General features: G+C 66.0%; 10 protein-coding genes. 5 read left to right on the top strand and 5 right to left on the bottom strand.

What is annotated here, in order from left to right; genetic code table 11:
• Positions 1 to 232: 232 nt before the first annotated feature.
• On the top strand, positions 233 to 589 hold the full coding sequence (locus Vqi01_RS19500) for a DUF3592 domain-containing protein (RefSeq protein WP_443673855.1): 357 nt from the start codon (positions 233 to 235) through the stop codon (positions 587 to 589).
• A 98-nt stretch (positions 590 to 687) separates the two neighbouring features.
• On the opposite strand, the gene Vqi01_RS19505 is transcribed toward Vqi01_RS19500, so the two are convergent.
• The 4 genes from Vqi01_RS19505 to Vqi01_RS19520 all read right to left on the bottom strand — a co-directional run bounded on the left by Vqi01_RS19505 (position 688) and on the right by Vqi01_RS19520 (position 6,484).
• Positions 688 to 2,304: an MFS transporter gene (locus Vqi01_RS19505; RefSeq protein ID WP_204036254.1), complete on the bottom strand. Its 1,617-nt coding sequence runs from the start codon at positions 2,302 to 2,304 to the stop codon at positions 688 to 690.
• 129 nt (positions 2,305 to 2,433) lie between these two features.
• Complete coding sequence (locus tag Vqi01_RS19510) at positions 2,434 to 3,393, bottom strand: methyltransferase (protein ID WP_204036255.1); 960 nt, start codon at positions 3,391 to 3,393, stop codon at positions 2,434 to 2,436.
• Positions 3,394 to 3,654: 261 nt separating this feature from the next.
• Entirely contained in the window at positions 3,655 to 4,707 is a 1,053-nt protein-coding gene (locus Vqi01_RS19515; protein WP_204036256.1) for an SDR family oxidoreductase, read from the bottom strand.
• Position 4,708: 1 nt separating this feature from the next.
• Positions 4,709 to 6,484 (bottom strand): phenylacetate--CoA ligase family protein, encoded by a 1,776-nt coding sequence (locus tag Vqi01_RS19520; protein WP_204036257.1) that lies wholly within the window; start codon positions 6,482 to 6,484, stop codon positions 4,709 to 4,711.
• A gap of 152 nt (positions 6,485 to 6,636) precedes the next feature.
• Between Vqi01_RS19520 and Vqi01_RS19525 the strand changes: the two genes are divergently transcribed.
• From Vqi01_RS19525 to Vqi01_RS19535, 3 genes are all read left to right on the top strand, one after another.
• On the top strand, positions 6,637 to 7,842 hold the full coding sequence (locus Vqi01_RS19525; RefSeq protein WP_204036258.1) for a M20 family metallopeptidase: 1,206 nt from the start codon (positions 6,637 to 6,639) through the stop codon (positions 7,840 to 7,842).
• A gap of 157 nt (positions 7,843 to 7,999) precedes the next feature.
• Positions 8,000 to 8,767, top strand: coding sequence for a helix-turn-helix domain-containing protein (locus Vqi01_RS19530; RefSeq protein WP_204036259.1), 768 nt, complete (start codon positions 8,000 to 8,002; stop codon positions 8,765 to 8,767).
• Between the two features lie 201 nt (positions 8,768 to 8,968).
• Positions 8,969 to 9,640: a cytidylyltransferase domain-containing protein gene (locus Vqi01_RS19535; RefSeq protein ID WP_204036260.1), complete on the top strand. Its 672-nt coding sequence runs from the start codon at positions 8,969 to 8,971 to the stop codon at positions 9,638 to 9,640.
• Positions 9,641 to 9,835: 195 nt separating this feature from the next.
• Here Vqi01_RS19535 and Vqi01_RS19540 read toward each other — a convergent pair whose 3' ends face one another.
• Positions 9,836 to 10,594, bottom strand: coding sequence for a PIG-L deacetylase family protein (locus Vqi01_RS19540; RefSeq protein ID WP_239098512.1), 759 nt, complete (start codon positions 10,592 to 10,594; stop codon positions 9,836 to 9,838).
• A gap of 445 nt (positions 10,595 to 11,039) precedes the next feature.
• On the opposite strand from Vqi01_RS19540, the gene Vqi01_RS19545 reads away from it, so the two are divergent.
• Entirely contained in the window at positions 11,040 to 12,638 is a 1,599-nt protein-coding gene (locus Vqi01_RS19545; protein WP_204036262.1) for a thiamine pyrophosphate-dependent enzyme, read from the top strand.
• Positions 12,639 to 12,673 lie beyond the last annotated feature (35 nt).

Below are 12,673 nucleotides of genomic sequence, written 5' to 3' on the forward strand. Positions count from 1 at the left end.
GGTGCATGTACCTGCTCGTCGCTGGACCAACCGCCCGGCCGCGTGATCGTGGACGTACCCGTGGCCTGGCTATTCGCACCGGCAGCGGGTCACCGGCTACCGTCAGCGCGAATTTCGCGTGTGCTGTGTCGGGCCCACAGTGCCGTCGGCGGTAGGCCGGCACACGGCGGCGTGGTGGTGGAGAAAGCTGCGCGCGCTCGCCGCCTCGGGCCATCGAGCGACCGCGCAGGTCGTGGACAACCAGTTGGACTCGTGGTCCGGCGGGAGAACGACATTCCGCCCCGTGGTCACTTTCCGTACAAGTTCGGGTCAGCAGGTGACGACGGTCCTCGCTGATCTGGGCGGGTTCCGGTCCCACTTGATCGGCACCGAGATCGACGTGCGCTACGACCCGCAGAAGCCCACCGAGGCGGCGCCGGTACGCGCGGGCGGCGCGGGGCTGATCATCACACTGGTGTTCGGCCTGATCTTCCTGGCGTTCTCGTTGTGTGCGTACCAGATTGCCGACCTGGTCCTCAGCGGGTTCCGCGACGTCGGAGGCTTCACTGACACCTGGAATCCGGGGGTTCCTCGCCCCGACTTCGATTAGCCGATCGCCATTTCGCCGTAATGGCGGGGTCTCGGCCGCTTGGACACCGCCGTATCGACGAAACGGAGCCGATCAAACACGCGGCCGGAACCGGTTGGTCAATCGGGTTGCACAGGGCTCGGCGCGGCGAAGAACTGCACCACCACGAAGCCGATCACCAACGCGACGGCTGGCAGCAGGATGCTCGTTCCCATCGCCTCGGCGAAGGATCCGCGTAGCAGTTCGGGCAGTGGTCCGGTGGACTGGGTGGCCGCTCCGGCCGGCACCGCGGAGGTGAACCGGTCGAATTTGTTCTCGACCTGGTGCTGCATGAGTACCCCGACCGCGGCACTGCCCAAGACCGCGCCCACCTGCCGGGTGGTGTTGTACACGCCGGCGCCGGCGCCGGCGAGTCGCAGCGGAAGGTTGCGGTTGGCCGCCGCTGAGAGCGGCCCCCAGATGAAGGCGTTGCCGACGCCTATCAACGCGATCGGCGCCAAGAGTGCGATCACCGGGGTGTTGTCGTGCATCACGAAACCGAGCCAGAAGAGGCCGCCTGCGTTGGTGGCGAAGCCGAAGCCGGTCAGATAGCGGGGGTGTACCCGGTCGGCGAGCTTGCCTGCCGGTACCGCCAGCGCCCCGGCGAGTACGGCCAGGGGGATCAGGAGTGAGGCCGACTCCGTGGGACTCAGTCCCATTGACTTCTGCGCGAACAACATGAAAGGGATGGCCATGCCGGTGATGGAGAAGCCCATACAGGCGACGGCCATGTTGGACAGGGTGAAATTGCGATCGCGAAACAGGGCCAGCCTCATCAGTGGCGCCGCCGCCCGCGTCTGCCACCACACGAACACCAGCACGGTGAGAAGGCCGGCGATGATCACCCCCCACACCGTGATCGGCACCGGCCCGACGTTGCGGATGTGCCCCCACTCGTATCGCTGCCCCTGCTGCAGCCCGAATGCCACCAGGAACAGCCCGACCCCGCTCAGCAGGATTCCTGGGTAATCGATCCGCTGCCGGTTGACGGGCAGTTTCGGCACCAGCATCACCGCGGCGATGAATGCGATCACGCCCATTGGAACGTTGATGAAGAACACCCACTGCCAGCCGAGTTCGTCCACGAGGACGCCGCCCGCCAGCGGTCCCACGAGGATCGCCACCCCGGCCATCGAACCCCACAGGGCCATAGCGGTACCACGCTCGTCCCTGGGGAAGGTTCGAGTGATCACGGCCATTGTCTGCGGTGCCATCAGTGCCGCGCCGAGACCTTGGACCACTCGCGCGGCGATCAGCATCTCCGCTGTGCGCGACAGACCGCACCAGGCCGAGGCCACGGTGAAGAGCACCAGACCGAGCAGGTACAGGCGCTTGGGTCCGAACATGTCGCCAAGCTGACCGGCCAGCAGCAGCGGCACCACGTAGGCCAGCAGGTAGCCGCTGGTGACCCAGACGACCGCGTTGAGGTCGGTCTTCAGATCCACCCAGATGGCGTCGGCGGCCACCGAGACGATGGTGGAGTCCACCAGGATCATGAAGATGCCCGCTAGCAGTGCCCACAGCGCAGGCCAGGGACGATAGCCGGAGGGCAACCCCGGCAGGCTGTCCGGCGCGGCCACCGCTTGGGCGGTCGCCGCGGCATCAGGTGCCGGGCGGGACCGCCGTCCAATTGTCGAACTGCCGGTGACGCCGACGTCCGATTGGACATGCTGCCCGCTTACCTGATCATGGTCCATGTGAGCCACCACCTTTGGCTGTCAACTCCTGAAGGCTCCCACACACCGGAGTCCCAGACCTTTGAGTACGCGGACCCGATGATGCGTGTCGGGCCGTGCAATACCCGAATCATCCAGCCATCCAGGAGCTCATGCCTCTGACACTCGCAGTGCGGCCGAGGTCAATTCCGCCGTCTCGCCCGCGAACGGACGCAGGCGAGCGCTGGTAGAAGGCTGCTCGTTGACCCGTGGCAGGAGCGAGCCAGTCGCCTTCTCCTCCACGGTGACCTCGGTGATCTCGTAGAACCAATGGATGGTGTCACCCTTGGTCACGTAGGTCGCTGCGTACTCTTGGCGTCCTTTTTCGAACTGCTCCAGCAGGTGGCTGCGGACCTCCAACCACTCACTCGTGTAGAACAACAGGGGAATCTCGATACGTTCGAGCAGCCGAGACTGGATGATCTTTCCACCGGGGGGCGGATGCGCCAATCGCGAGCGTGCGAAGATGTCGGCGATGCCGATCAGCGAGTTCAGGCCGACGATCGCGCGGCCGTTCGCTGTCAGGTGCTGCGGCAGTTGCTGAAGGAAGCGTAGAAGGACGCTGTCCCCGTAGAACATCGCGTCAAGGTCGAGGGAGCGGTGTTTCTGCTTCAGCTCCGCGATGAAGGGCTCGGACGGTGTGCGCCACCCCGGCGGGTTGAAGACGATCAGGTCGAAGAGCCTCTGTTCCCCGTTCTCCGAGGTTGGATAGAGGTCGCTGTGCCAGAAGTCGATGGTCGAGTCACCAAAGTTGGCGAGTTCGTTCTGTCGTGCCGTGGACACCGCCGAGGCAGAGATGTCGGTTGCGGTGACCGAGGTGGCTCCCATGCCGCGTAGCAGCAGCGCGATCGCGCCACTTCCGGTGCCGATCTCGAGAATGTGTCCGGCGAGGTCGCTCTTGCAGAGGCTGCGGACCAAATAGTCCCCGAGCGCGAGCCCGGCCTGGCTGACCCGGAAGATCCCTGGCCGGTCGAACAGGCGAAAGTGATGCCCGCGCTCGAAGCATGCGTCATAGGTTTCCCGTGTGGATCCAGGGACTGCGACGTCTCTACCGTCCGGTACTTCAACCATCGGACGCGCCAGGGCGTGCGTCGGCGCTGATGAAAGAGCGGCTGCAGCCAACGATGATCAGATGTGCGGCATTGGTCATGAGTACGTCCCCGATTTGTTTTGCGCCGGCCGTGTCGAGCGTTTCTCGACGTCTTGCGGTGCTGCAGCGGGCGACGCCGTGGCCGCGCCGACCGGCCAGAGGTTCGGACGGCGTCGTGGAGTGCCGGGCACCAGCGTGGACTGCGTGGTTTCGGACGGCTTGGCAAGTCCTTCGTTGTCAATTCACAGCCTGTTTTCGGCGTCGATGAACCTCATGATCTCGGGCAGCGTGACGGAGCGTTCCGGTCCTGCTGTACGGATGAACCGCTTCTCGCGCCGCAGGTATTCCGAGAAAAAGTCGATCCGCTTCGCGAAAAAGCGCTCCAGCGTGGAAGGATCGTCGAACGTTTCGTTGATGATGAAGAGGCGATCCTCCAGCCCGAGCAGTTTCAGCATGTAGTCGGTGATGTCGCCGACTGCGGCTTCGGAGCGCCCGCTGACGTGGTAGATGCTCTGTCTCGGCGCCGCCAGTTCGGCCGCCACGATCGCGCGGAAGTCCTCTACGACGTGATCCACCGGAATGAAGGAGAGGCGAGTGCCTCGATCCGCGGTGAAGCGGACGGACTCGTCGGAGTCGCCGAGCATCTCCTTGAATTTCCGTAATTCGCTGAGGAAACCGTAGAGGCCCGTGTAGCTGCCGCTGGGCCGGTAGTCGTGAGAGGTGCCTACGATGATCGAGGGACGCAGGATCAGCCTCCTCGGCCCGTCTAACTCGGCCACGAGGTGCTCCGCCGCGCACTTGCTCTCTTCGTAGACGTTGCTGAACTTCGGCGGTTGGTGCAGCACCTCGGGAACGTCATTGTGCAGCGCGCCGCAGGTGAACGCCGTGGACACGTACACGAAGAGGTCCGCACCCATGCTCGTCGCCAGTTCCAGAGCATGTCGGGTGCCCTCGACGTTCGTTCGGAACACCTGTTCCCGCTGTCCCCGCCGCCATTGCAACGACGCCGCGAGGTGCCAGAAGACGAGCGGTCCGTCGCCGAGCTCGATGGAGTCGGGCGTGACCCCGCACAGCGGCTGGGTGAGTTCCGACTCCACCACGGTCATGCGCCGCCGGCCGTGCGGGAGGTCGTTGCCCGCTTCATCCAGCGCCGCATGGACCCGTTCGGCGGCGGGGCGCCGCGAATCGCCGCGAGCCAGCGCGTACACGCTGCCGGCCGTGCCATCCAGGAGAAGGTCGGCCAGCAGGTGGCGGCCGACGAATCCGGTCGTACCGGTCAAGATGTGGTCGGTCATGTCAGATCGCCTGTTCGACTGCGCGGGCCAGGTCGGCGGCGGATCGGGTCTCGATGTCGTCCGTCTCCTGGGCTCTACGGTCCTTGATGCGGGCCGTCTTCCAGCTCACCCAGCCACCGGTGGCGCTTTTCAGGTCCAGCAGAGGGTGAATCGTGACTTCGGCGGGGACGCCGAACGCGGCCGTGACTCGGCCCGCGACGAGCGCCTTCAGCTGATCGTGGTCGGCACCCTCCTTGGCCTTGACCCGAACATGCACCCGGTCCTGACCGCCGACCGCATGCACCTCGAGTTCGTAACCGTAGATGAGCTCCGGATCGGCCAGGATGGTGTTGTCGATCTCCGCGGCACTGCGCTTCCGGCCGCCGAGGTCGGTCATGTCCTTGACTCGCCCGAGCACCTTGACGGTCCGACGACCCGTGGAGTCCGGGGCGATCGAGACCAGGTCACCGGTCCGGTATCTGATGAGTGGCTTGAGCCCGGGCACCAGGGTGGTGAGGCAGAGTTCGCCGTAGCCCTCGATCCCCAGGGTCGTCTCGGTCTCCAGGTCGAGGACCTCCAACAGGTAGGTGGGTTCGATCGCCACCACCGTGCCGTCAGGTCGCGTCACCGCAGGGCAGCCGGCCTCCTGGGACCCGTACATGAAGTTGTACACGTCGGCGTTCCATGTCTGGGCGAGCAGCCTTCCCATACCGTCCGAGCACATCTCGCCGGTGGTGAGGAGAACCTTGACCGCCAGGTCGTCCGGCACCTCCACGCCGTAGGACGAGCTCATTTCGGCCAGCGCCATCAGCAGGCCGGGCGAGCAGAGGATCATGTTGATCCGCAGTTCGACGAGGACTTCGAAGAATCGGGCGAACCCGAGGGTTGGCGTGATCGGGAACAGGTCCAGCTTCGCGATGCCGATCTGCTTCGCGGCGAAGGACAGGCTCAGGCACGCCGCGTGGACGTCGTTGGGGGCCACGACGGCGAGGATCGGACGCTCACCGTCGTCGGTGAAGTGCTTGCGCACGATGAGGTCGAGAGCGTGAGCCAACGGTGCCACGTTGAGGTCGAAATCCATGGCGGATCTGGGACACGGGGTGGGACGGCCGGTCGTCCCCGTCGTCTCGAAGTAGAACTGCGCGTCAGCCACGGTCCCGCTGAGCATGCCGTGCATGGCATCACGAAGATCGTCTTTGGTGGTGTAAGGGATGTGGGCCAGGTCGGCGAGATCCTTGATGTCAAGGTTCACGCCTGCCAGACGTCGACGGTAGAAGGGCGACTTGCTGTGGACGTGACCGAGCACCGCCCGCAGAGCCGTCGTCTGCCAGTCGGTGAGTTCTGCCGCGGTCACCTTTCCCTCGTTCCAACGCGTCATGAAGTCAAGCCATGGAGCGATAACCACGTATCGGCACTCTTTCTGTGAGTGGTGTCGGATGAGCAGGGGCGTGTCGTGAGTGTGGGCAAAGCCCCGGCCTCGATAGTGGCTGACCGTGTCCAGAGTCAGCGTCGACATTGCGCGCGAGCGCGCACATTTGCCCACACTCGTGGCCGGACGTCTGCCCTTCGCCAGGGTGGTCCATCGGGTCCTGGTCAAAAGCGTGCAAAAGCGTACGACTGGCAGCGACGACGCAGGTCGCGGGATGCCGATCTGGGCAGGTGACGTAGCCGGACCGGCTCGTCCCCGAGTGGCCGATCGCGATAGATCACGCCCCAAGTCATGGCGCAGAAGGTGCCACGCTCCATTCAAGATCACAAGTATCCGAATTCCGACATCGAGGTTCTGCGTCGCATTCAAGACGCTTAGCGTGGTGTGCTTATGGCCTTGTCAGGCCGCCATGATGGGGCACGGCTCCGGATGGCCGCAGCGCATCCCGCCGGTCGAGCTCGAAGGCCTGCCGCAGGCCGTCCCCACAGGCCCTACGCATCCATGGGAGGATTGCCATCACTGTGCGGCATATCGATAATTCAGGAATGGATTTGGACGGTCTGGCACTGGCGGAGGCGGTCGCCGAACTGGTCCGCATCCCCAGCGTCAATCCGCTGCACACCGGGCCGAAAGCCGAGGAACACGGCCCGCCTGGTGAGGGTGCTGTCGCGCATCACCTCGCGGAGCGCTTCGACAGGTGCGGGGCCGTCGAGGTCGTCCTGGACGAGGTTCTGCCGGGCAGACCCAATGTCTACGGCCGATTTCCGGGCCGGTCCGACCAACTCGTCGTACTGGACGTGCACACCGACACCGTCGCGGTCGAACACATGACGGACCCACCCTTCGACGGGCGCATCGAGCACGGCAGCGTCTGGGGCCGTGGCGCCCTGGACTCCAAGGCCACCATGGGAGTGATGCTCGCCCTGCTCGACGCGATGCACCGGGACGGTCTACGGCCCGACCCGACTCTCCTGCTGGTCGGCTCGATCAGCGAGGAAGCGGGCGGTCTGCTCGGGGCGACCCGGTTCAGACCATGGGTCGAACAGCAGGGCCTGCGGATCGATCAGCTCCTCGTGGCGGAACCGACCGAGTTCCGCCCCGTACATGGCCTGAAAGGGCTCGTCCTCATCGAGGTGACGACGCGGGGGGTGGCTGCCCACTCGGCGCGGCCCGATCTGGGTGTCAACGCCATCGATGCCATGACACCGGTGCTCGCCGCCTTCGCCGCCGAGCACGAGCGGCTGCAAGCGGTTCCTGGGGCCACCGAGCTGGGAAGCGGAACCCTGTCGGTCACCCGGATCTCGGGTGGCTCCGGCGGCAATGTGATTCCCGACCGCTGTTCCATAACCGTGGGCCGCCGTATCGTGCCAGGCGAGGACCCGGGCGAGGTGTTGAATGAGTTGGCGGCGATCGCCTGTGCCGCCTGTCCCATTCCGTGCGACGTCGTCTCGCTCCTGCCGACGACGCCCGACGGCAAGCCTGCATCGCCCGCTTTCTATCAGCGCCCCGACAGCAGGTTGGTCCAGTTCCTGGCACGGACCTGCGGCACCGAACCAACCGTCGCGCCCTTCGGAACCAACGCCTTGAGGTACTCCGGACTGGCCGAAGAATTGGTAGTCTTCGGCCCTGGTTCGATCGAACATGCTCATCAGGCCACCGAGCGGATCGACATACCGGACTTGCGAAGGCTCGCCGACGTCCTCACGTCCTGGCTCGCGCCAAGCTGACCAGGCTCGGCGAATCGACGAAGCTTTCCCGGCACCGCGACTCCGCGCTGCCGCATCGAAAGGGGCACCGGCGGATATCTGCCGGAGCAGCAGAGCAGAGCCAACGCGGCACGGCATCCTCGCCCTGGACAGGCGGGTGGCCAGGAAGGAGGAATGGATGACGACAGCCACGGTCGCGGAAACGATTGATCGTGTGTTCGAGCCGATCCAGCAGTTCGACCGCAGCTGGATGCTGGCAAAGTCGACCGACGCGTACGGTGTGAAGTTGGGATTCGCGACCGGGGCGCAGTTCTGGGTCGTCGGTCGTGCCGGCGTGCTCGGCAGCTGCCCGGTCGAGGTGGCAGCGGCGGCGATCGCGTTCGAGCCGCTCGAGGAGGTGCGCAAGGCGTGGCTCGCGGTACCGGCGGGCTTGACGCATTACGACGTCGCACTTCACTATCGTGATCGCATCACGGAATGGGGCGATCGCGTCTTCGCGAACGTCGACCGCGACACGCTCAGCGCCATCGACACCCTCGGCCGTCGGATCATCGACGCGGCGCCGGCGGCGCTCGGCACCCTCTTCACCGGCTGGCGGCGGCTTCCGGCCCCAGACGCGCTGCCGGGACGTGCAGCGCTGACCATGCATCTGATCCGCGAGCTCCGAGGCGCCGCCCACATCGTTGCCGTCATGGCATGCGGCCTCACGCCACTCGACGCGATTCTCGCCGCGCCCCATCCGCCGCCACGCACCGGGCCCGGCTACGCCGAGCGTATGGGCTACAAGGGGCCGTTCCGGAATCCGGATGAGGTGCGGGAGCAACGTATGGAGGCCGAGAGGCTGACCGCAGCGATCCTGGTGCCGTATTTTTCCGTGCTGACCGCGGAGGAACTCGCGCTCTTCGGTGAGCTCGTCGAGACCACGTGCCACTCGGCTGTCAGCTGACCGGGTGGGCGTCAGCCGGGCCGCCAGTCCGATGACATCTCTAACCAAAGTGGCCCGGGACTGGCCGATACGGATTGCAGCTTCGGCTGCACCGGGCGGCCCGAGGCCAGCGAACCACGATCATCCAGGCGCCCTCGGACGCGATCGGCCTGGCCGGAGACGACCGGCGGCCCAACTCATGGCTGGAGACAGGAGTAGATCATGAAGTTCGTCATTCCCTCCAAGCGCACGTCGACGAGAGTTCCCGACAAGAACTATCGCCCTTTCGCCCACGGCAAGTCGCTCCTAGACATTCTGGTCGAGAAGCTCTCGCGGGTGGCTGACGAGCCGAGCGAGGTGTATCTGTCCTCCGAGGACGCGTCGACCAAGGATCTGGCCGACAGGTACGGCGCCACTTATCTGCCAAGGCCCCGGCACCTCACGGAGAACTCGTACCCGTTCCAGTCCGTGGTCAACGAGGTCTGCAGGCAACTGCCCGACGACGACGACGTGATGTGGTGCCACGCAACCGACCCATTCTTCGACGATCACGAGACGGTCATGCGAATCTGGCGAGCCCGCGATCCCGACGCATCGGACTCGATCGTGGTCGTCTACCCGATGAAGGAGTATCTTCTCGACTCGGACTTCAATCCCATGGGCTTCGGATTCGGGCCCTGGCACCGTCCGTCACAGGAGCTACCGACCTACTATCAGCTCGGCTTCTCGTGCTCGATCATGACTCGGCACGTGGCGACAAACATCGGCCTGGTCGGTGCGCGTCCGATGTGGCACGAGGCCACGAACCTGACGGTCGACATCGATACTCAGGCCGAGTTCGATCTTGCCTCCCGGCTGTATGAGCTGACCAACCCGGCACGACCGGCGCCGTGACCGACCGGGCCGCCGCTGAAGGCACTCCGTCAGGGCACGTCGTAGGCGCAAACGGGCAGCACCCGGATGGCGGCCGGAACCGCGTCATCCGGGTGCCCACTGACGCCCTCCGGATCGCAGCGGGTGTCCTCTGTCGGCGTACCCCCGGCGGGGCGGTTCTCGTCGCGATGCTGCGGCGTCGGGGGAGATGTCCGTTCACGGTGCGACGGCCGGGACCTCGGCGCCCTGCCGGGCCGCAGGTGGCCTCGGGCCGGCGGCAGCGGCCGCGTCCGTGATGATGCGTTTGTATGCTTCGGCATATTCGCATCCGATGACCGGACCGTTGCCGCGCATCCGCTCCATGACCCACTGGATGTCGGCGGCGGGATCCTGGGAGCCGCGGAACTGGCTGCGATGGGCGAGAATGGCCGCCATCTTGAGCTCGGCGGTGCGACCGACATCGATCAGCAGGTCGGTGTGTTCGTGCCCTGGCACCCAGACTTCGGCCACGCGGTGCGCGGGCAGGCCCTCGCCGAGTAGCTCGGGGAAGGCGCGAGGGTTGCGGGCATCGGGGTAGACGGCATTCAACGCCGCCTGCCCGACGGCGAGGTGGTCGGGGTGCGACGCGCCGATCGGGAACTGCAGCGACCGCAGCGGTTGGTGGGTGAGGACGAGCTCCGGCCGGTGCCGACGGATCTCCCGGGTCAGGGCGAGTCTGAGCTCGGGTGTGTCGTTGAGCAGCCCGTCGGGCAATCCCAGGAACACCACGTCGGTGACACCGAGCATCCGCGCGGCCTGCCGCTGCTCGGCGTACCGTGTCGCGGTCAGTTCGCGGGCCGGCACGGTGGGATCCTCGCCGCCCTGCGCACCATCGGTGACGATCAGGTAGGTCACCTGCGCGCCCTCACCGGTGAGGCGCGCAACGGTTGCTCCGAAACTGAACTCGGCGTCGTCCGGATGAGCGGCGATCACCATCACTCGCTGGAAGCTTCGAGGAAGGGGGACCAGGGGAGCGGAATCAGCCTGGGGCGCGGGCATCATTTCGGTAACATACACGGTGAGGGCGACATTGAACGACACCTTCGCGGTTGCGGCATGTGTCATTGACCTCTAGCATTTGCTCGTGGTGCTCCCGAACATCATCGAGCGCCACATCTGAGCGATGAACCCCATGGAAGGCCGCTCCACTGGAACTGCCGACACCCTTCCCACCGGCCAGGTCCTCCCCGCTGAATGCCAGATGTCCGCAATGCGGAATGTGCCGGCTCGATCCAAGTCATCCTTCCGTCGCCGTCTACCGGCGGTCGTGAATCTGACATCGAGAACATTGCCGATCTGGCGTGCATCTTTTCGAAATCAGGGACAGCCCCCGACGTGCACCGTCCCGCTGAGGGATCCGAAACCGAGTTGTGAGGCCGCCATGAACGTCGGAGAGCACCTCGTCGCCAAGCTCATCGAGGAAGGCGTGAACGTCGTCTTCACCGTGCCTGGCGAGCAGCATGACGCCATCTTCGGAGCGCTCGCCGGCACCGGGATTCGTGTGGTGCACACCCGACACGAGCAGGCGGCGGCGCTGATGGCCTACGGGTATGCCCGCTCCAGCCAACGGGTCGGCGCGTACCTCGTCATCTCCGGGCCGGGCGTGCTCAACTCCGCGACCGGGCTGGCCACCGCCTACGCCGGAGACGCCCGGGTCCTGTGCATCGCCACCCAGATCCCCACGCCGGTGCTCGGGCGCAACCTCGGCATTCCGCACGAGATTCCCGACCAGTTGGGTACGCTCCGGTCGCTCACGGGATGGGCAGCCCGGGTCGAGGAGCCCGACGCGATCACCAGCGTGCTCGATGAGGCGTTCCACCGGCTGAATCACCACCGCCCTCGGCCCGTCGCGATCGAGATCCCGACCGACGTGCTGGCCGCGCAGGTCACCTCGCCTCGGCCATGGGCTGCGCCGCCGCCCCCCGCGTCGCCGGATCCGCGCGCGGTCGAAGCGGCCCGCGCGGCCCTCGCCACCGCACGCGCTCCCATCATCTTCGTCGGCAGTGGGGCGCGCGGGGCGACGGCGGAGATCGCACAGCTGGCAAAGCTGCTCAAGGCGCCCGTTACCACCGAGCTCGGTGGTCGCGGGGTGGTGAGCGACGAGCATCAGCTGTCGATCTCGTTGCCCGTCGCGCACCGGTTGTGGCGGCAGGCCGATGTCGTCGTGGCCGTGGGGACGCGGCTGTTGCGCCCGCAGGTCGAGTGGGGCACCGAGGGCCTGCAGATCATTCGCGTCGACCTCGACGAGGAGGAGATCCATCGGGTGTCCTCGCCGGCCGTGCCCCTGGTGGGAGATGCGGCAGAGGTGGTTCGCACCCTGCTGGACGGGCTGCTGCCGGCGCAGGAGCGGCAGGAATGGCTGGCCGCGGTCGCGGAGGCACGCCGCGATGTCGACGCCGAGATCAGCAAGCTCACCCCCCAGGTCGACTTCATTCGGGCGATGCGCGCCGCTCTCCCGGAAGACGGCTTCTTCGTCGACGAGATGACCCAGGTCGGTTACGTTGCCCGGCTGGCGTTCCCGGTGCTGCGGCCATCGACCTACGTGCTGCCGACGTACGTCGGAGCGCTCGGCTTCGGCTTCGCGGCCTCGCTCGGCGTCAAGATCGCCCACCCGGACCGGGCGGTCCTGTCCATCTCAGGTGACGGCGGTTTTCTCTTCACCGCGGCGGAGCTGGCGACCGCGGTCCAGCACGGGATCGGTGTCGTCGCCGTCATCTTCGACGACGGCTCCTATGCCAACGTCAAGCGTGCCCAGCGCAGGTTCATGCCGTCGACGATCGCCACCGAACTGCACAACCCCGACTTCGTCAAGCTTGCGGAGGCATTCGGCGCGGTCGGCGTCCGCGCCAACAGTCCCGAAGAGCTGCGGACCGAAATCGAGAAGGGCTTCGCCCGCAGCCAGATTCCGACGGTCATCGAGGTTCCGGTCGGCGATATGGCAAACCCGTGGTCGTGGATCCGCTTGCCGCGAGTTCGTTGACAACATCAGACTTCGATGCGTTGCCAATCCCTCGC

The organism is Micromonospora qiuiae (genome assembly GCF_016863555.1).
GTDB classification, from domain to species: Bacteria; Actinomycetota; Actinomycetes; order Mycobacteriales; family Micromonosporaceae; genus Micromonospora; species Micromonospora qiuiae.

What these genes read in the sequence shown, in the direction of transcription:
- Vqi01_RS19505 (WP_204036254.1), bottom strand. Translation starts at nt 2,304, where the DNA reads ATGGACCATGATCAGGTAAGCGGGCAGCATGTCCAATCGGACGTCGGC.
- Vqi01_RS19510 (WP_204036255.1), bottom strand. Translation starts at nt 3,393, where the DNA reads ATGGTTGAAGTACCGGACGGTAGAGACGTCGCAGTCCCTGGATCCACA.
- Vqi01_RS19515 (WP_204036256.1), bottom strand. Translation starts at nt 4,707, where the DNA reads ATGACCGACCACATCTTGACCGGTACGACCGGATTCGTCGGCCGCCAC.
- Vqi01_RS19530 (WP_204036259.1), top strand. Translation starts at nt 8,000, where the DNA reads ATGACGACAGCCACGGTCGCGGAAACGATTGATCGTGTGTTCGAGCCG.
- Vqi01_RS19535 (WP_204036260.1), top strand. Translation starts at nt 8,969, where the DNA reads ATGAAGTTCGTCATTCCCTCCAAGCGCACGTCGACGAGAGTTCCCGAC.
- Vqi01_RS19540 (WP_239098512.1), bottom strand. Translation starts at nt 10,594, where the DNA reads ATGGTGATCGCCGCTCATCCGGACGACGCCGAGTTCAGTTTCGGAGCA.
- Vqi01_RS19545 (WP_204036262.1), top strand. Translation starts at nt 11,040, where the DNA reads ATGAACGTCGGAGAGCACCTCGTCGCCAAGCTCATCGAGGAAGGCGTG.